Origin of the sequence: Paenibacillus nuruki (assembly GCF_963311185.1) — a bacterium.
GTDB lineage: Bacteria > Bacillota > Bacilli > Paenibacillales > Paenibacillaceae > Saccharibacillus > Saccharibacillus nuruki.
In genome coordinates this window covers 2,290,253-2,310,064 of record NZ_OY725677.1, presented here as the reverse complement: position 1 = coordinate 2,310,064, position 19,812 = coordinate 2,290,253, and the positions used below count along the sequence as shown (strand labels likewise).

The following is a 19,812-nucleotide window of genomic DNA, read 5'->3' as shown; positions in this document are numbered from 1 at the left end:
TGATTGCTTATGGAGATGTTACAGCAAAGTTTTCCTGTTTTTTTGCTTGTTTTTTGTCGAATGATTGCTTTTTTTGTAGTTTCACCCGTTTTTTCATCAAAAGGAGTGCCCAACACATTTAAAGTAGGCATTGCCTTTTTTATATCCCTTTTAATTTTTTTGATCAAAAGTACAACAGTAACCGTATCAGAAAGTCCAGAAATTTATGTTCTACTGGTTATCAGAGAAGTCATGATTGGATTGATGCTTGGTTATGTTGCTTATTTAATGTTTGCTGTTATACAAATGGCTGGTGCGTTTATTGATATTCAAACGGGTTTTGGTATCGCTAGTGTACTTGATCCGTTAACAGGCGCATCTTCACCATTGTTTGGTAATTTGAAGTACATGATAGCAATGCTGCTGTTTTTGAGCATGAATGGTCATCATTATTTGATTCAGTCTGTACTTTATAGTTATGACTGGATTCCAATTGATTCTGAGATCATGAGTAAAATGATGGATGGATCGATTAGTGAATTTCTTATTCGAACATTCAGTAATTCATTTTTAATTGCTTTTCAAATGGCCGCACCTATTGTAGTAGCTATGTTTCTAACAGATGTAGGACTTGGATTTCTAGCACGTAGTGCACCGCAATTTAACATTTTTGTTATCGGTGTGCCGGTGAAGATTATTCTGGGACTATTTATGTTAATGCTGTTAACTCCAAGCTTTGGCTATCTGTTCGAACATGTTTTTGCTCAACTATTTCAAGCGATGCAATCGTTGTTAAAAGTAGTAGGTAATAGACCACAATAAACTTCGTATGGAAGGAGGTTGTGAATTGGCATTCAGATTACGGATCAATCTGCAATTATTTTCTGGAGAAAAAACAGAAGAAGCAACATCTCAGAAAAAGCAAGAAACGCGTAAAAAAGGTCAAGTAGCTAAAAGTATGGATATACCCGGTTCTGCGGTATTGCTAGGTGGAATATTTTCTTTGATGATGTTCAGCAGTTTTTTTATGAAACGAATTGAATGGCTATTCACAGATTCTTTTCTACATCGTTTAACGATGGATGTTACCGTAGCTAATATTATGCAGATGCTTGGTCAATATGCGATACAGATTATGATGTTGGTTTCACCTGTATTCGGGGTTGTTGTAGTACTTGCATTAGTCGCTAACTATGCGCAGGTTGGCTTTTTGCTAGTCGGAGAGCCTATACAACCTAAGTTCAGCAAGCTTGATCCGATTAAAGGATTTAAAAATATTGCTTCTATGCGTTCAGTCGTAGAATTTTTGAAATCAATACTCAAACTCTCGGTCATCGGGTATCTAGTTTATCAGACATTGTCTGGTGCTTCTCATGAATTATCCAAAACAGCTTATATGTCTGTTGAAGCCATTCTTCACTATACGGCTGGATTAACAATGAGCTTGGGCATAAAAGTAGGTGTTGCTTTACTTGTACTTGCTATCTTTGATTATATGTATCAGCGATATGAGCATAATAAAGGAATACGGATGTCCAAACAAGATATTAAAGATGAATATAAAAAGGTGGAAGGGGATCCGTTGATAAAAGGGAAAATTCGTGAAAGACAGCGCCGTATGGCGATGCAGCGAATGATGCAGGACGTTCCCAATGCTGACGTTATTATTACCAACCCTACTCACTTTGCAGTAGCTTTGAAATATGACAATGGTCAGATGGCTGCTCCACAAGTGGTAGCGAAAGGTCAAGATTACGTCGCCCTGCGAATAAGAGAACTTGCCAAGCAACATGGTGTTGTCGTGATGGAAAACAAACCGCTCGCAAGAGCATTGTTTGCTAGATCAGAAATAGGAGATTCTATTCCGGGTGATCTTTTTCAAGCGGTAGCAGAAGTTCTTGCTTATGTGTACAAGATGAAAGGTAAAAACAAGTAAACCAGGGGATCGGAGGGCTGGATAGCATTGAAAACTAAAGATTTGGTTGTGCTTGCGGGTGTCATAGGAATTATTATGATGATGATTCTTCCGATCCCGACATGGCTACTCGATGTATTGCTGATTGTAAATATTTCCCTGGCAATGATTATTCTTTTGATTGCAATGAATACAAAAGAAGCACTGGAATTTTCTATCTTCCCGGCTATGTTGCTCATAACCACATTATTCCGGCTAGCTTTGAATATATCTACAACAAAATTGATTTTGGGACAAGGGGATGCAGGTTCAGTTGTTGCTACATTTGGTAGCTGGATTGCAGGTGGACAAATCGCTATTGGATTTGTTGTTTTCCTTATTCTCGTCGTTGTACAATTTATCGTTATCACTAAAGGTTCTGAACGGGTAGCAGAGGTTGGAGCACGTTTTACGCTCGATGCTATGCCTGGTAAGCAAATGAGTATTGATGCGGATCTAAATGCAGGTCTAATCAATGAACATCAAGCTAGAGAACGTCGTAGCAAAATCGAACGTGAAGCCGATTTCTACGGAGCGATGGATGGTGCAAGTAAATTTGTAAAAGGGGATGCTATTGCGAGTATTATCATCCTCTTAATTAATCTAATTGGTGGATTTATTATTGGGATGACTGTTCACGGAATGCCATTCGCTGAAGCACTTTCAACGTATTCTGTTTTAACTATTGGTGATGGTCTAGTCAGTCAGATTCCAGCATTGCTGATTTCAACAGCTGCGGGTCTAATTGTTACAAGAGCTTCTTCTGAAGGTAACTTGGCAGACGATATTACAGCACAACTATTCTCCTATCCAAAATTGTTATATATCGTAGCAGGCGTAATTACACTGTTAGGTATTTTTACACCGATTCACTTTTTAACTACCTTCCCTCTAGCGATTCTGTTAGTATTCGCTGCTCGGAAGATGCAGTCTAATCTTGATTTAAAAGTAGTCGAAGCCGAACAGCAACAAGAAGAACAACAGATCGAAGAAGTACGTAGTCCTGAAAGTGTTATCAACTTATTGCAGATCGATCCGATTGAATTCGAATTTGGATATGGTCTGATTCCTCTGGCTGATACACAGCAAGGTGGCGATTTACTAGATCGTATTATTATGATTCGTCGTCAATGCGCACTTGAACTAGGTCTTGTGGTACCTGTTATCCGTATTCGGGATAATATTCAATTAAAACCAAATGAATATGTCATCAAAATTAAAGGGAATGTGGTAGGTGGTGGTGAATTACTACTAAATCACTATCTCGCTATGAGTCCTGGGTTTGATGATGATTCAATTACAGGAATAGAGACTTTAGAACCAGCCTTTGGTTTGCCAGCTTTGTGGATTGATGAATTAACCAAAGAACGTGCTGAATTATCTGGATACACTGTGGTTGATCCACCTTCAGTTGTTGCTACACATTTAACTGAACTGATCAAAAAACATTGTCATGAGCTACTAGGTCGTCAAGAAACAAGAGCATTGATTGACAACTTGCGCGAGAATTATCCTGTGCTTGTAGATGACTTGATTCCTTCGGTGTTAGCAGTAGGAGATATCCAAAAAGTATTTGTGAAATTACTAAGAGAAAAAATTTCTATACGGGATATGGTTACAATATTCGAGACACTTGCCGATTATGGAACATATACCAAAGATCCAGATGTATTAACTGAATATGTACGTCAAGCTCTATCCCGACAAATTACGCAGCAATTTACAAGCCAGGGTGAAACACTACGTGTGATTACAGTAGGACCTAATCTGGAGAAAAAGATTGCCGAAAGTGTACAGCAATCTGAACAAGGAAGTTATCTGGCACTTGATCCGGTATCGACCCAGTCGATGTATCAGAAGATGAATGAGCAAGTGAATCGTCTTTTACAAATGGGACAACAACCGATCGTTTTGACTTCGCCAGCTATACGCATGTATCTGCGTCAAGTGATTGAACGCACGATGCAGGATATTCCAGTTCTTTCTTACAGTGAACTTGAACCTAACGTTGAAATTCAAAGTGTCGGGGTGGTGAACTTATGAGGGTAAAACGATATATCGTTGATACAATGCCCGATGCGATGTTAAAAATTCGAACTGATCTTGGTAGCGATGCAGTTATTTTAAGTACCAAAGAACTTAAAACAGGCGGCTTTCTAGGGATGTTTCAGAAAAAGAAGATTGAAGTGATTGCAGCCGTAGAGAAAGAACAAGCTGCTGAACCAGTAAAAGCACAGCCGGAGATTAATATTCCGGCTGCGGTGCCTAAACGTGTAGTGCCAGACGCCTATCGTAAATCAAGTGAAGCTTTTGCTGAATCGATGCGACAAGCATTAGCAGGAGAACCAACCGATTCAGCTGAAGGTAACTCGGTAGCTTCAACACCATTCTCGGCTCCACTGGAACCAAGCATTTCAGACCAAGCCCAATCTTCTTTACGTCATGTTCCATTCGTTGCTGAACAGCCAGTGTATAAGGCTTCAGAATCTAATGGTGCAAGTCAATCGGATCAACAAGACAAATTGTTTGAAGAATTACGTGAAATGAAAAAAATGATGGCTGACTTAAGTCGTGAAAAAGAAATGGCGACCTTACCAACATCATTGGTTGAAATCGCAGACCATCTTAAAAAGCAAGGATTAGATCAAGAATTGCTTGATTCATGGTTAAGTGAAGCCATGGGACAATTTCCAGCTCCAGAATTAATTACCAATGTCGATGCCAAAGCAGCTATGAAGTTTCAGATCGAACAGTTTACGCAATCACGCATCGGTGGTGGGATTGATCCGGCTACCAAAATTGTATATGTCGCAGGTCCTACGGGTGTAGGGAAGACTACTACAATCGCTAAGCTGGCTGCTGAACAGTTATTTAAGTATAAACGTAAAGTAGGTCTTATTACTTCGGATACGTACCGTATATCGGCAGTAGAGCAGCTTAGAACGTATGCCTCTATTTTGGGAGTACCTTTAGAAGTGGTTCAATCTCCTGGAGATTTGCAGCGCTCACTACAACGTTTAGCTGAATGTGATCTGATTTTGATGGATACAGCGGGTCGTAATTACCGTAATGAATTACTGGTATCTGAATTACAAAGCTTATTAGCTCCATTGGAAAATAGTGAAACGTATCTGGTTTTATCTTTTACTTCCAAAACAGAAGACATGAGAACGATCACAGAACATTTTAGTAAGTATCCATTGGACAAAGTCATTTTTACTAAAGCAGACGAGACAGGAAGTTATGGTGCTCTGTTCAATCTTCTTCAGGAATATCCATTGCGACTCTCTTATATGACCAATGGACAGAATGTACCTGACGATCTATTGATGCCAAGTCCAGACTTTCTTGCCAATCTATTGCTTGGAGACATATTGCCATGATGGATCAAGCCCAATCACTAAGAAATTTGATGTCGTCCAAAACGGTGCAGGCTCCTAAATCAGAACCACGTAGTGCGAAGTTTATCACGATCACTAGCGGTAAAGGTGGAGTAGGCAAATCCAATTTCACTCTTAATTTTGCACTTGCTCTTCAACGGCTCGGGCGAAAAGTGTTGGTATTTGATGCAGATATTGGAATGGCGAATATCGATGTACTGATGGGTGTACGATCTAAGTTTAACTTGTCTCATCTACTTAGTGGAGAGAAACAGATCAATGAGATTATTGAAAAGGGAGCAGGATCATTACCTTATATCGCTGGTGGATCCGGGCTAACCTCATTGTTCTCTTTATCCGATAAAGATTTAATCTACTTTACAGACCAGATTCAAAAAGTAGCAACAGATATGGATTATATTCTGTTTGACACTGGAGCAGGTTTGTCGAAAGAAACACTACAATTTATCATGTCAGCTGACGAATGTATTGTAGTAACGACACCAGAACCAACTTCGATTACAGATGCGTATGCATTGATCAAAGTGGTTCACGGAATGGAAGAAGATGTTTCTTTCAAATTAGTCGTGAATCGAGCTGAAAGTGAAAAAGAAGCAGTACAGACTTCAGATAAAATTAGATTGGTTACCAGTCGCTTTCTGAACTTAGAAATTCCTCTCTTGGGATTTGTAAGCGATGATTCTCATGTGAGTCAATCCGTAAAAAAACAAGTTCCTTTTTCAATCTATTCTCCTGGATGTATTGCATCCAAAGACATTCAAAATTTGGCTCAACGTTATATGGTTGCACCAAACGCAAGTCCAGAAGGAACCTTAACAGGAATCAAAGGATTTATGCAAAAATGGCTTAAACGTACTAAATGATTCTGTAGGGAACAGAGGTGCTGATATGACAACTTATAAAATATTAGTTGTTGACGATTCTCCTTTTATGAGAAAAATCATTTCGGATTTAATTGAGACAGATCCTCTGTTTCACGTGATAGATACTGCAAATAACGGGCGTGAAGCTGCTAAGAAAGTAGTCGAACTTAAACCCGATGTTGTTACAATGGATGTAGAAATGCCAGAAATGAATGGGCTAGAAGCACTAAAAATTATAATGTCTCAGCGTCCTCTGCCGATAATTATGTTATCAGGCATTAATGAGCAGGGTATGCGTGAAACAATTATGGCTTTGGAAAATGGTGCTTTTGACTTTATTCGTAAGCCTTCGGTCAGTAATTCGCAGGATATTGAAGAGGTTGGGCAACAGCTACGAAGACAACTTCATACCGCTGTTCATGCACTGGAAAGAAACCGCAAAAGAGCTGAACAAAAAAACATGGCGGCTGACGTTGCTCCGTCGCCATATCTGCAAGACAGTCAAGAGCTGCAAGAAGAAGGCAAACAACCTTCAACAGAACCTCAGGCAGCCCCTTCTGAGAAAAAAACATCTAAACGTGACATTGATAAACGTCTGGAACAAGGTCGTCCAGAACGGTTTCAGGTCAAACCAGCATCGCCAACACCGAATACAACTGCACGTCCTTCACGTCCAGAAGTAACAACAGACAAGCAAGCACAAGACAAACGTCCTGTAGCACCTAAGCCTGCGGATCCGCGTCATGTGTCTAAGCCTTCCTTTGTTACTGGAACACCGGTTAAAAAACAACCGGAGATACCGACTAAGCCTGTTCGTGAAGAAGAACCGAAACGCACCAAACCAGTGGTTACTCCACCGGCGGCGGCTTCTTTCAAAAAAGAAATCGAAAAACCAGTAGCACCTGTTTCACCATCAATGTCTACTCCGGCTGTAAATCGCCCAGCAGGCGTTGAACGCAATACAGCTCCTTGGCGTCAGTTGGTAGCAGTTGGATGCTCTACCGGCGGTCCTAGAGCGCTTAAAAGCTTATTAGAAAATATCCCGGCTAACTTTCCTGCTCCGATTGTGATTGTTCAGCATATGCCGCCGAATTTTACACGATCTCTGGCACAGCGTTTGAACAGTTTAAGTCGTATTACTGTCGTTGAAGCAGAACAGGGAATGGTTCTTCAAGCAGGTACAGCTTATATTGCTCCTGGCGGTTATCATATGACTGTCGCTCGCAATCAAGGAAGTTACCGGATACAGCTTACACAAGAACCACCACGTAATGGACATCGCCCTTCAGTGGATACGCTTTTTGCCTCTATCCAACCTTTTACCGAGCTACAGCGTCATGCTGTATTAATGACAGGTATGGGAAGCGATGGCGCAAGAGAAATGAAAAATTTATATGATAGCGGTATAAACTCTACAATCGCAGAAAACGAAGATACCTGTGTAGTGTACGGAATGCCGCGGTCGGCCGTAGAGCTTGGATGTGTCAATCACCTCCTGCCATTGCCGGAAATTGCGCCTAAACTTATACAAATCGTTAAATAGTTTACAACAAGCTATATGCTATCTTATGGAGGAGGTGTCTCACGGTGGACATGAATCAATATCTAAACATGTTTATTGATGAGTCGAACGATCATCTACAATCGTTGAACGAAAAAATGCTGGAATTGGAAAGCAGCCCGGCTGACCTTGGGATCGTCCAAGTTATTTTCCGCTCAGCACATACACTTAAAGGTATGGCAGCAACAATGGGTTTTGAAGATTTAGCAGCACTAACTCACCAAATGGAAAATGTACTTGATTTGGTACGTAATGAAAAATTAGCAATGCAAGAATTTATTTTTGATACATTGTTTAAAAGTTTGGACGCTTTGGAATCAATGGTTCAAGATATTACACAAGGCGGAGAAGGTAAAGCAGATGTAACCGCAATCGTAGAATCTTTACAAGCGATTGTACGTGGAGACATGGCACCAGCTGCATCTAAAGCAGTATCTGCTACACCAACATCATCAACACCAGCTGAAATTGTTCAAGAGAGCAAAGGAATCCAATTGGATGAGTTCCAACAATCTGTTATTGAACAATCGATGTCTGAAGGTCATCAAGCGCTTTATCTTGAAGTCTTTATTCGTGAAGATTGTCAACTAAAAGCGGTTCGTGCCTATATGGTGTTTGATATGTTAGAGCGTTTCGGCGAAGTTATCAAATCCGAACCTTCTACACAAGATATCGAACAGGATAAATTTGATCGTAGCTTCTCTCTCTATTACATCACGCAAAAAGATGAAGCTGAACTCAAAACGATGATCCTGGGCGTATCTGAGATTGAAAATGTAACGATGACACGCTTGGATGCAGAATCGTTGCGAGAAATGTCTGCTACAGCAGCTAAATCATCTCCAATTTCTTCTGAAATCTTGCCTGTAGAAACAGCATCTGTTGCTTCAGCTCCAGTCGTTGAAGAAGCTAAAGTCGCAGCAGCGCCACCAGCTGCACCGAAAGCGGCTGCCAAAGCAGCGGTTGCTGCTCCATCTCGTACAATCCGTGTAGATATCGATCGCTTGGATGTTCTTATGAACTTGTTCAGCGAATTGCTTATTGACCGTGTACGTCTAGAACAGCTTGCAAGTGAAGTGAAAGTACCTGCACTAACAGATGCTGTAGAGCATATGGGTCGTGTAAGTAGTGATTTGCAAAATATCGTACTCAAATTGAGAATGGTTCCGGTAGATACTGTATTTAACCGTTTCCCTCGTATGGTACGTGATTTGGCTAAATCATTAGACAAAAAATTAGACTTAATTATCACAGGTGCTGAAACAGAGCTAGACCGCACAGTTATTGATGAAATCGGTGATCCACTGGTTCATTTACTGCGTAACTCAGTTGACCACGGTGTTGAGCCTATTGCAGATCGTATTGCAGCAGGTAAAGATGAGACCGGCGTTGTCAAACTAAGCGCATTTCATAGTGGTAATCATGTATTTATTGAGATTGAGGATGATGGACGTGGAATCTACCGCGACAAAATTCTTCAAAGTGCAATCAAAAAAGGCGTCGTAACTCAAGAGCAATCTGTTACGATGAAAGATGAAGAAGTATATCAACTTCTTTTCGCACCAGGATTCAGTACAGCTGAAGTGATCTCTGATATTTCTGGACGTGGTGTTGGTCTAGACGTGGTTAAATCCAAAATTTCATCACTTGGCGGACATGTAACTGTGTACTCCACACCAGGTAAAGGAACCAAGTTCTCTGTACAACTTCCATTGACATTGTCTATTATTTCAGCGATGTTGATTCGTGTAGGTTCAGAGAAATATGCGATTCCATTAACTTCAATTGTGGAAACAGGTATTATCAAATCCAAACAGGTACGTGATTTGCATGGTAGTCAATTAATTCCTTATCGTGAAACGCATATTCCGTTACTTTCATTGAGCCGTGTATTCGAAGTTCCAGACTTTGATGAGCGTGAAGAAGAAGAAACAGAAATTGTCGTAATCCGTAAAGGTGACAAACTAGCAGCACTAGCTGTTGAGAACTTTATTGGTCAAAACGAAATCGTACTGAAAAGCTTGGGCAAATATCTTCCAGATATTCAAGGGGTTTCAGGAGCAACGATTCTTGGGGATGGCCAAGTGGCTTTGATTATTGATCCGAACGCATTTATCAAGTGATGTAGTTTATAACAAGGAGGATTTACCCATGGCAGAAGATATAAAAGTTATCGTTTTTAAGCTTGCAAAAGAAGAATACGGTATTGAAGTAGATAAAGTACAAACGATTGAACGTATGTTACCAATTACACGTGTACCGAAAACATTTGATTTTGTAAAAGGTGTTATCAATTTACGTGGTGTTGTTATTCCGGTTATTGACCTTCGTGGACGTTTTAACCTTCCGGAAAATGAATATAACGATCAAACACGTATTATCATTGTAGACGTAGATACCACTCAAGTTGGATTTATCGTTGATTCTGCTAATGATGTAGTGGATCTAGATCGTGGTCGTATTGAGAAACCGCCTGAAGTTGTAGGTGGAGTGAAAGCTAGATATCTTGATGGAGTTGCTAAGCTGGACGAAGAACGGCTGCTGATTATGCTTAACCTTGCTGAAGTCTTGAACCGAAGCGAAGTCAGTCAACTAGAAAATATCGAGGACTAAACTTATGAACCTTTTTGATGATCTTGAAGGGTTCAAAATGGATGTTCTAAAAGAAGTGGGAAACATAGGGGCAGGCAATGCAGCCACTGCCCTTTCCCAACTTTTAGATAAACCGATTGATATGGCAGTGCCTAAAGTGCAGATTTTACCTTTTGAAAAGATTGCGGATAAAGTTGGAGGACCTGAACAAATCGTACTTGCTGTTTTCTTTCGTGTAGAAGGTGAAGCACCAGGGAATTTGTTCTTTATTCTAACTCCTGAAGCGGGTAAAGGATTACTTCATCGTTTAGCAGGAATTGAAGCAAGTGAAGAAGAGTTTTTCAACGAAATGGAACAATCTGCATTATCTGAGATTGGAAATATTTTGGCAGGCTCGTATCTATCTTCATTAGCTGATTTCACACAACTTTCAATGACACCGACTGTTCCTGGCTTAGCAATGGATATGGCGGGCGCTATTTTAAATTATGGTCTGATCCAATTCGGCGAAATGGGCGACGATGCACTGTTGATCGATACGACTTTCTTAGAAGGAAAAGAAGAAGTGGAAGGGCAGTTTTTCTTGATTCCGGACCCTGAATCTTTTGATAAAATTTTTAAATCATTAGGAGTTCCATTGACTGATGATTGAAGAGCAAAACATTGTTAAAGTGGGTATGGCGGATTTAAACGTCGTGAAAACATCCGGAATTATTCGAACGACGGGACTTGGTTCTTGTGTGGGCCTAACGCTATATGACAAAAACATTCAACTTGCAGGGATGGCTCATGTGATGCTTCCTTCATCGGATATTGCTAGAGACGGACAATTGAATATAGCCAAATATGCAGATACAGCACTTCCAGAACTTGTTCGCAAAATGACAGCGTTGGGTGCTTCGCGCTCACGAATCGTTGCTAAAATGGCTGGCGGTGCTCAAATGTTTAACTTTTCTAGTGGTGGTGATCACATGCGAATTGGTCCTCGCAATGTGGAAGCGTGTAAATTGTTTTTAGAAGAATACAAAATTCCATTGTTAGCTGAGGATACTGGCGCTAATTACGGACGAACGATAGAAATGGATTGTATTTCTGGGATTTTGTTCATAAGAAGCGTACAAATGGGTAAGAAGGAATTATAGCCTATGGTAGGGAATATTAAAATTAATCTCTGGTTAGGCTTAATCGGTTTTTTGATTACCTTTTTTGCTTCTATCGAAAACAATTTATGGACCACTAGCTTATTTAGAGGCGTTTTAGGATTTGCATTATGGTTTTTTCTGGCATTCGTGCTGCGCTTTGTTCTTGGGATTCTAGCCAATCCTGCAGGTGCAGCCACGAATAAGCCTTCTACTCCAACTTCTTCGGAAAATGGACAACCTGATTCTTCCGTAGATGATCCAAGCAGAGGGGGCCAATTTGATGTAGTAACGCCTGATCAAGATCAGGAGTTAAGCGATTTGCTAACACCGAAACCAACAGACACAGTGGACAAGGGTGGCTTTGCACCTCTTAATCCGCCAAAACTGGTTTCAAATAAGCAACAAGATCCGGAGGAAATGGCGAAGGCTGTTCGTCACCTGACACAAAAGTAAGGAGGGTGAAAGCAATTGAGCGAGCAAAAGGCAGCACATCTAAATCACTCAGAATTGTGGGTACAATGGAAGGAGTATGGAAACGTAGAAGCCAAAAAGAAGCTGATTGAAAACTACTATGGCACCGTTGAATATGTTTCCAGCCGCCTTGCAATTGGATTACCCAAAAATGTTTCTAAAGATGATCTAATGAGTAATGGGGTCATGGGTTTAATTGATGCTATTGAAAAGTTTGATTATAAACGTGGACTTCAATTTGAAACGTATGCTTCTTGGAGAGTACGTGGTGCCATATTGGATGGTCTTCGTCAAGGAGATTGGGTTCCAAGATCGGTACGTGAGAAAGCACGCAAAATTGAAGACGCTTATCAGCAACTAGAGCAAAAATACTTGCGTTCCGTATCCGATGCAGAGATTAGTAACTATTTGGATATTACGGAAAAAGATTTTCAAAATATGCTTCAAGATGTAGCTGTAATGACGATTACTTCTTTGGAAGATCCTATTCGTGAAGAAGAATCAGAAACAAGAATGTCTTTGATTGTAGATGAGAAAGCCAAAAATCCAGATCGCGCTGTAAACGATTTTGTACTTAAAGAATCGCTTATGAAAGGGATCGAAAAGCTTACCGAGAAAGAGAGAACGGTTGTATCACTGCTCTATTATGAAGACCTATCACTCAGTGAGATTGCTGAAGTCATGTCATTATCACCATCACGAATCTCTCAACTTCATTCCAAAGCTATTCTACGTTTGCGTGGAGCACTGGATAAGCAAAAAGGTCTATTAATGCAAGACATGTGAGACGCCGCTACTTGTATGAAAGGGTGAATTAGGCGTGACCTCTCAATTAGCAATAGACCCATATTTAAAAGTTATCTTTTCTGAAGACAAATCTATCGCTTATCTTGAATTTACAAAGTTTGATGAAGAATTTGAATGCACAGCCGAACAACTGGAGGGATTTTTGCGTACGCAAGGTTTGAGTCATGGGATCGATTCAATGATTTTACAACAAATTTCTAGTCAGCCTGAAGCTTATACTTTGGACAAAGCAATCGTTGCTCAAGGGCAAAAGCCGGTGAATGGAATAGATGGAAGAATTGAATATACCGTATCATTTGATGATGTAGGTAGAAGACCACTTGAAACTCAAGATGGTAAAGTAGATTACAAAGAATTAGTCCAACTTAACAATGTTCGTAAAGGGCAAATGATCGGTAAGAAAATCGATCCATTACCTGGAGAAGACGGAATATCGGTTACAGGTGAACCTATTCCTTACAAACCGGGCAAAGAAGCTCGATTCAAAGTTGGTAAAAATATTGTATTAAATCCAGAACATACCGTTATTTATGCTGCTTTAGATGGTATGATATCATTGACCGAAAAAAGTAAAATTAACGTATTTCCTGTCTATGAAGTTAACGGAGATATTGATTATCATACAGGCAATATCGACTTTGTAGGTACGGTCGTTATACGTGGTAATGTGTTATCTAATTTTCGTGTCAAAGCATCGGGTGATATTCGTATCGTTGGTGGTGTAGAAGGTGCAGAACTCGAAGCAGGGGGTTCGATCGAAATCACAGGCGGAGTTATCGGTTATCATAAAGGGTTAGTCAAAGCTGCGGTAAATGTGAAAAGCTCATTTATTCAAGATGGAAATGTAGAAGCGGGCGAAGCGGTTATCGTATCTCAAAGTATTATGCATTCCAATGTACGTGCAGGTAAAACGATTGTATGTAATGGACCTAAAGGATTAATAGTAGGTGGACAATTACAAGCAGGTGAAACAGTTGTTGCGCGAACAATCGGAAATAGCAGCTTTACGGTGACTGATATTGAAGTGGGTGTTCTTCCTGAATTACGCAATCAACTGGGTGTACTACGTAAAGAATTAAAAACCCATGTAGAGAATTTGGAAAAAACAGAAAAAGCACTTCATTTATTAGATCAACTTGCTTCTGCTGGACAACTTGGTTCAGATAAATTGGCTTTGCGTATTAAATTATCAGCGACTAAAAAAAGCCAACTGCGTGAACATGATGAAATCAAAGAAAGTATTTGGGAAATCGAAAGAACACTGGAAGAATCGGCGAAAGCTAAAGTTGAAGTCATTCATACTATCTTCGGTGGTTCTAAAGTGGTTATCGGTAGATATACTAAATATATTAAGGATACTTCAGAACGAGTTAGCTTCACATATGATGATGGTGATATTGTGATGGTTTCTAACCATTAATTAACCATAAGGTGGGGTGTTTGAGATGAGCTTACGAAATATTGAATTGCAAATTGCTATTCCTAGAACCAGTGAAGTGGGTAAAATTCAACAAGCACACTTGTTACGTCCGGCGATTGATCAGACTTTACTGGCTGAGCAAATCAATGAGCATACAGAACGTATGCGTAACCGTAGCGGAGAAGTGAACGAGTCGTCCTCTAACTTTATCCATGATGGAGAACCCGGAGAACATCACCATACGGCTAGTGAGCATCATTCTGACGAACACCCTCATCCAGAAGTGAAGCCAGCGGAACATCCTTACAAAGGTAAAAATATCGATTTGTCTTTCTAAAATTTAAACCACACAAAAGGTGAGTTGAATGAATTTGCCAGGATGGATATATATTGTTCTGATCGGAGCAGTCGCGATTGTATATGGATTTTTGTTACCCAAAGCTCGTAATGTAGCAGCAACCGCTCAGTCTATGGCTACAGTAGATAAAGTCGAGGATACATTAGAACATTACATGGCTGAGATCGAGAAGGAAAATGAAGAAATTATTGATCTAGTCTCTAAAATCAAGCAAGAGTCTACTGCCAAGCAGTTAGCTCTTCAAGAACAATTAACAGAGATGAGACAACGCTTGATCCAGCTGGAGCAAAAGCCTGATCCTGTTATCATGCCATCTGCTGTTCCACCTGTAGCTACCATGCAGAATCCTGCATATACGCAAACACAGGGTACAGGAACACAAGGAGACGCGTTGCGGGAATCAGCTGCACGAATGGCGCAACAGTACAGTGAACCGGTTGTAGAAGAGCAACCAGACACGACAGAACGTATTCAGGATCGTTATCAAGAACTGTTTGCCCTTTATGAAAATGGGAAATCTATTGATACTATTGCCAAAACTGTAGGTTTACAGCGAGGCGAAGTGCAATTGATTTTGCAGTTGGCTAAACAGGAGGATCATAAGTGATTAAAAATCGTTCTTTAATAATGGGTATAGGTATAGGAATTATTATCGGTGCTGTTTTGCTTCAGCTTTTTAATATTGGTAATGGTCAGACCATGTTAGATGGTACCCAGTTAACCGCTGAACAGATCAGAGAAGCAGCACAGACTCAAAATATGCAGGTGTATGATTCGACAGAAAAAGTGTATAGCAGTGATGAATGGAAACAGTTGCAGCAAGAAGAGAAGCAAAAAGAAGAAGCCGCTAAAGCTCAAAAGGCAGAAGCGAGCAAGACAACAACCAAAGAGCCGACTAGCGAGCAACCAACAACTCCAGAAAATCCAGCCACACCAGAGTCGACAGAAACCAAAAGTACAACGCAGTCTACAACGCCAAAAACAAGCACTCCAAGTTCTCCAACGCAACCGAATACACCGACTACGTTTAAGATTACAAGTGGAGAAATGCTAAATGATATCGCTTATAATTTAAAAACAAAAGGTGTTATTGATAGCCAAAAAGAATTTGTGAATCGGGTCTCTGAACTTAAAGCCAATACGAAATTACAAATCGGCACATTCAATTTGAGTGCAGGTGAAGATTTGGATTCAATTATTGATAAGATCACGCATGAGCCGTCTCAATAATGTGATTGCTGCATTATAAGGCGGCTTCACGTCTGAATATGATGACTACTACATATCAATCAATTTGGGTGTTGCACAATATGTATTTGATATGATATATTAACTAATGGTGTTAAAACACACGCATTCTGATTTCAGGTAAAGGTGCTTTTCAGACGAAAAGTTTTACCGAAAGTTGACGTTTGCGGAGGCACACAAAAAACCAAAATAATAGGAGGTACATGGATATGGCAGTTATTTCCATGAAACAGCTTTTAGAAGCTGGCGTACACTTCGGTCACCAAACACGTCGTTGGAACCCGAAAATGGATCGTTACATTTTTACAGAAAGAAACGGAATTTACATCATTGATTTGCAAAAAACAGTGAAAAAAGTTGATGAAGCTTACAACTTTGTAAAATCCATCGCTGCTGACGGCGGTACAGTATTGTTCGTTGGTACGAAAAAACAAGCTCAAGATTCTGTTAAAGAAGAAGCTGAGCGTTCTGGTCAATTCTACATCAACCAACGTTGGTTGGGTGGAACTCTAACTAACTTTGAAACGATCAAAAAACGTATCAATCGTTTGAAAGAGTTGGAAAAATGGGAAGAAGACGGTACTTTTGAAGTTCTTCCTAAAAAAGAAGTAATCTTGCTTCGCAAAGAAAAAGATCGTCTTGAGAAATTCTTGGGCGGTATCAAAAACATGAAAGGTTTACCTAGCGCATTGTTCATCATCGATCCTCGTAAAGAGCGTATCGCTGTTGCAGAAGCACGCAAATTGGGTATTCCAATCGTAGGTATCGTTGATACTAACTGTGATCCAGACGAGATCGATTATGTTATTCCTGGTAATGATGACGCGATTCGCGCTGTTAAATTGTTGACTGGAAAAATGGCTGATGCTGTGGTTGAAGCTAACCAAGGCGAGCAAACTGCATAATTGTTTCTATTCATATGTCTTTAAATGAATGACAAAATAAAAAGGGTGGTTGGCAGGTGGATAACCTCTCACTGCCCTTTTTTTAAGATGATGTATAAAAAACTAAATTTCTAATTATATGGAGGTTACAACAATGGCAGTTAATGCTAGCGCAGTAAAAGAGCTTCGTGAAAAAACAGGCGCAGGAATGTTAGATTGTAAAAAAGCGCTTGAAGAAACAAACGGTGATATCTCTAAAGCAGTAGACGTACTTCGTGAAAAAGGTCTTTCTGCAGCAGCTGGTAAAGCTGGACGCGCTGCAACAGAAGGCGTAGTTGAATCTTACATCCACGCTGGCGGTCGTATCGGCGTATTGGTAGAAATCAACTGTGAAACTGACTTTGTTGGTAAAACAGACCAATTTAAAGAGTTTGCACGCGATATCGCTATGCAAATCGCAGCAGCTAGCCCATTGTATGTTCGTCGTGAAGAAGTTCCAACAGAAGCACTTGAGAAAGAAAAAGAGATTTTGAAAGCTCAAGCGTTGAACGAAGGCAAACCAGAAAAAATCGTTGAAAAAATGGTTGAAGGCCGCATCGGTAAATACTATGAAGAGTATTGCTTGATGGAGCAAACTTTCGTTAAAAACCCTGATAAAACAATCGATCAATTGTTGAACGAAAAAATCAGCACAATTGGTGAAAATATTTCTATCCGTCGCTTCGTTCGTTATGAACTAGGTGAAGGTCTTGAGAAAAAACAAGACAACTTTGTTGAAGAAGTTATGGCACAAGTAAATCAATAATCGCTACTAGCGAACTAAAGATTTACAATAACCGGAACACGATTTAAGAATAGAACAGAAGGAAGGGACACAGACTGTGTTCCTTCTTTTGTAAAATCTTATCATTCCGAGAACCTCATGGCAGAGCCGGAACAGGCAGTATCAGCGCCCTATCCGGCTTTATCACCATCAGGACTAATTTTCACAAAGTGGAGGGTATACAATTGAATAAACCTGTATTTAAAAGAGTTGTCTTGAAAGTCAGCGGTGAATCATTATCGGGTCAAAACGGATACGGTATTGATGCCGATACAATCGTCTCAATTGCCAATCAGATCAAAGAAGTTGTCGCATTGGGTGTAGAAGTTGCGATTGTATGTGGAGGAGGCAACATCTGGCGTGGAATCGCGGGCAGCGCAAACGGTATTGACCGCGCAACAGCCGATTATATGGGTATGCTTGCCACTGTAATGAATTCTTTAGCTTTGCAAGATGCATTAGAGCAGATTGAAGTGCCTACTCGTGTGCAGACTTCTATTGCAATGCAACAAATCGCAGAACCTTATATCCGCAGAAGAGCTATTCGTCATTTAGAAAAAGGTCGAGTTGTTATTTTCGCAGCAGGTACGGGTAATCCTTTCTTCTCTACAGATACAACAGCTGCTTTACGTGCTGCTGAAATCGAAGCAGAAGTTATTTTGATGGCTAAAAATAAAGTGGATGGCGTATACTCAGCAGATCCATTTAAAGACGAAAATGCTCAAAAATTCGAACAACTTACATACCTGGATATCTTGAATCAAAATCTAGGTGTAATGGATTCTACAGCTTCATCGTTGTGTATGGATAACAATATTCCACTCATCGTGTTTGCGATTACCGAAGAAGGAAACATCAAACGGGTCGTGCTCGGCGAGAAGATCGGGACGATCGTTAAAGGGAGTGTAGATTAATGCCACAATCAATCAAAACAAGTGCAGAAGAGCGCATGGAGAAAGCTATTCAAGCTTTAAGCCGCGATCTGTCCACGCTTCGTGCTGGACGTGCTTCATCTTCTATTTTAGATCGTGTACAAGTTGAATATTACGGTGCTTTGACACCTCTTAATCAGTTGGCAAATATCAGTACACCGGATTCACGTACATTGATTATTCAGCCTTGGGATAAATCTTCTTTAGCTGAGATTGAACGCGCAATTATGAAATCAGACTTGGGTCTTACCCCGGCTAACGATGGTAACATTGTTCGTCTAAGTATTCCAGCTCTAACAGAAGAGCGTCGTTCTGAATTGGTTAAATTAACTAAAAAGTTTGGCGAAGAATCCAAAGTAGCGATTCGTAATATTCGTCGCGATGCTAATGAAGATATTAAAAAGCTTGAAAAAACAGACATTTCTGAGGATGAATCACGTCGTCATCAAGAAGATGTGCAGAAACTTACAGACAAATTCATTGCAGAAGTTGATAATGTACTAGCTTCAAAAGAAAAAGAGATTATGGAAGTGTAAGAGACTTACGACCCCTCCGAATAGGTGGGGTTTGTCTCTTTTCACTACTCGCATGGAGGAAAAGTGATGCTCAAGCGTGTTCGCTCGTGGTGGAAAAAGGAAGAGATACAGGTTTCCTCCGAGCTTTCGCAAGATAATATTCCAAAGCATATCGCTATCATTATGGATGGCAATGGACGATGGGCGAAAAGTTTGGGATTACCGCGTGTAATGGGTCATCAGAATGGTATGAAGGCTGTAAAGCGTGCCACAATTGCTGCGGATGACTTGGGAGTTCAATATTTAACCATGTATGCCTTCTCTACTGAAAATTGGAAAAGACCCAAAGAGGAAGTCGATTTTTTGATGAAACTTCCTGGTGAATTTATAGCATCTGAATTGGATGAATTGATTGCAAAAAATGTACAGATTCGTTTGATGGGACACAAAGATGTATTACCCCCTCATACGATTGAGCCTTTAGAAAAAGCGATTCGTGATACTGCTAATAATACAGGACTGGTTCTTACTTTTGCTCTGAATTATGGAAGTCGTGATGAAATTACTGAAGGTGTGAAAGAAGTCGCTCAAGCTGTACAAAAAGGTACAATGCGTATCGAAGATATCACTTCTGAAAGTTTTGAACGTGTTTTACAATCTTCAGGGATGCCTGATCCTGATTTACTTATACGAACAAGCGGAGAACTTCGCCTGAGTAATTTTATGTTGTGGCAACTTGCCTATACAGAATTATGGTTCACTCCTATTTTTTGGCCAGAGTTTGGCAAGCAGCATATGATCGAAGCGGTATTAGAATACCAGCGTAGAACTCGCAGATATGGTGGTTTGAAATGAATGGTGA

Annotated in this window: 21 protein-coding genes; all 21 read left to right on the top strand. The window is 40.2% G+C overall.

What is annotated here, in order from left to right:
• The first annotated feature begins 9 nt into the window (after positions 1 to 9).
• The 21 genes from fliR (at position 10) to uppS (ending at position 19,805) form a co-directional block, all read left to right on the top strand.
• Positions 10 to 801: a flagellar biosynthetic protein FliR gene (fliR, locus tag RCP16_RS10010; protein WP_069327368.1), complete on the top strand. Its 792-nt coding sequence runs from the start codon at positions 10 to 12 to the stop codon at positions 799 to 801.
• Between the two features lie 25 nt (positions 802 to 826).
• The gene (gene flhB / locus RCP16_RS10005; protein ID WP_371748216.1) at positions 827 to 1,915 is read left to right on the top strand and encodes a flagellar biosynthesis protein FlhB; all 1,089 of its coding nucleotides are present in this window, start codon (positions 827 to 829) and stop codon (positions 1,913 to 1,915) included.
• Between the two features lie 27 nt (positions 1,916 to 1,942).
• Positions 1,943 to 3,976, top strand: a complete 2,034-nt coding sequence (gene flhA, locus RCP16_RS10000; protein ID WP_069327366.1) for a flagellar biosynthesis protein FlhA — start codon at positions 1,943 to 1,945, stop codon at positions 3,974 to 3,976.
• Positions 3,973 to 5,316 (top strand): flagellar biosynthesis GTPase FlhF, encoded by a 1,344-nt coding sequence (flhF, locus tag RCP16_RS09995; RefSeq protein ID WP_308642323.1) that lies wholly within the window; start codon positions 3,973 to 3,975, stop codon positions 5,314 to 5,316. The genes flhA and flhF overlap by 4 nt, the downstream gene beginning before the upstream one ends.
• A complete protein-coding gene (locus RCP16_RS09990; protein ID WP_069327364.1) occupies positions 5,313 to 6,197 on the top strand; it encodes a MinD/ParA family protein in 885 nt (294 codons plus the stop codon). Before flhF ends, RCP16_RS09990 begins: the two co-directional genes overlap by 4 nt.
• 25 nt (positions 6,198 to 6,222) lie before the next feature.
• Complete coding sequence (locus tag RCP16_RS09985; protein ID WP_308642322.1) at positions 6,223 to 7,740, top strand: chemotaxis protein CheB; 1,518 nt, start codon at positions 6,223 to 6,225, stop codon at positions 7,738 to 7,740.
• A gap of 44 nt (positions 7,741 to 7,784) precedes the next feature.
• On the top strand, positions 7,785 to 9,881 hold the full coding sequence (locus RCP16_RS09980) for a chemotaxis protein CheA (protein ID WP_308642321.1): 2,097 nt from the start codon (positions 7,785 to 7,787) through the stop codon (positions 9,879 to 9,881).
• A gap of 28 nt (positions 9,882 to 9,909) precedes the next feature.
• Positions 9,910 to 10,371, top strand: a complete 462-nt coding sequence (locus RCP16_RS09975; RefSeq protein WP_069327361.1) for a chemotaxis protein CheW — start codon at positions 9,910 to 9,912, stop codon at positions 10,369 to 10,371.
• Positions 10,372 to 10,375: 4 nt separating this feature from the next.
• Positions 10,376 to 11,002 carry a chemotaxis protein CheC gene (locus tag RCP16_RS09970; RefSeq protein ID WP_069327360.1) on the top strand — a complete coding sequence of 209 codons (627 nt, stop codon included), beginning with the start codon at positions 10,376 to 10,378 and terminating at the stop codon, positions 11,000 to 11,002.
• Positions 10,995 to 11,492, top strand: coding sequence for a chemotaxis protein CheD (locus RCP16_RS09965; protein WP_069327359.1), 498 nt, complete (start codon positions 10,995 to 10,997; stop codon positions 11,490 to 11,492). Before RCP16_RS09970 ends, RCP16_RS09965 begins: the two co-directional genes overlap by 8 nt.
• 3 nt (positions 11,493 to 11,495) lie before the next feature.
• Positions 11,496 to 11,945: a hypothetical protein gene (locus tag RCP16_RS09960; protein WP_069327358.1), complete on the top strand. Its 450-nt coding sequence runs from the start codon at positions 11,496 to 11,498 to the stop codon at positions 11,943 to 11,945.
• A 15-nt stretch (positions 11,946 to 11,960) separates the two neighbouring features.
• A complete protein-coding gene (locus RCP16_RS09955; RefSeq protein ID WP_069327357.1) occupies positions 11,961 to 12,749 on the top strand; it encodes a FliA/WhiG family RNA polymerase sigma factor in 789 nt (262 codons plus the stop codon).
• A 34-nt stretch (positions 12,750 to 12,783) separates the two neighbouring features.
• Positions 12,784 to 14,190, top strand: coding sequence for a flagellar assembly protein A (locus tag RCP16_RS09950; protein WP_069327356.1), 1,407 nt, complete (start codon positions 12,784 to 12,786; stop codon positions 14,188 to 14,190).
• 25 nt (positions 14,191 to 14,215) lie between these two features.
• Complete coding sequence (locus RCP16_RS09945; protein WP_069327355.1) at positions 14,216 to 14,527, top strand: hypothetical protein; 312 nt, start codon at positions 14,216 to 14,218, stop codon at positions 14,525 to 14,527.
• A gap of 28 nt (positions 14,528 to 14,555) precedes the next feature.
• Positions 14,556 to 15,155, top strand: a complete 600-nt coding sequence (locus tag RCP16_RS09940; protein ID WP_069327354.1) for a DUF6115 domain-containing protein — start codon at positions 14,556 to 14,558, stop codon at positions 15,153 to 15,155.
• Positions 15,152 to 15,778, top strand: coding sequence for a hypothetical protein (locus RCP16_RS09935; RefSeq protein ID WP_069327353.1), 627 nt, complete (start codon positions 15,152 to 15,154; stop codon positions 15,776 to 15,778). Before RCP16_RS09940 ends, RCP16_RS09935 begins: the two co-directional genes overlap by 4 nt.
• Positions 15,779 to 16,005: 227 nt before the next feature.
• The gene (gene rpsB, locus RCP16_RS09930) at positions 16,006 to 16,701 is read left to right on the top strand and encodes a 30S ribosomal protein S2 (RefSeq protein ID WP_069327352.1); all 696 of its coding nucleotides are present in this window, start codon (positions 16,006 to 16,008) and stop codon (positions 16,699 to 16,701) included.
• Between the two features lie 133 nt (positions 16,702 to 16,834).
• Positions 16,835 to 17,485 (top strand): translation elongation factor Ts, encoded by a 651-nt coding sequence (gene tsf / locus RCP16_RS09925; protein WP_069327351.1) that lies wholly within the window; start codon positions 16,835 to 16,837, stop codon positions 17,483 to 17,485.
• A 203-nt stretch (positions 17,486 to 17,688) separates the two neighbouring features.
• Positions 17,689 to 18,417 carry a UMP kinase gene (gene pyrH / locus RCP16_RS09920; RefSeq protein ID WP_069327350.1) on the top strand — a complete coding sequence of 243 codons (729 nt, stop codon included), beginning with the start codon at positions 17,689 to 17,691 and terminating at the stop codon, positions 18,415 to 18,417.
• Entirely contained in the window at positions 18,417 to 18,971 is a 555-nt protein-coding gene (frr, locus tag RCP16_RS09915; RefSeq protein ID WP_069327349.1) for a ribosome recycling factor, read from the top strand. The genes pyrH and frr overlap by 1 nt, the downstream gene beginning before the upstream one ends.
• A 66-nt stretch (positions 18,972 to 19,037) precedes the next feature.
• Positions 19,038 to 19,805 carry an undecaprenyl pyrophosphate synthase gene (uppS, locus tag RCP16_RS09910; RefSeq protein ID WP_069327348.1) on the top strand — a complete coding sequence of 256 codons (768 nt, stop codon included), beginning with the start codon at positions 19,038 to 19,040 and terminating at the stop codon, positions 19,803 to 19,805.
• The last annotated feature ends 7 nt before the right edge of the window (positions 19,806 to 19,812 follow it).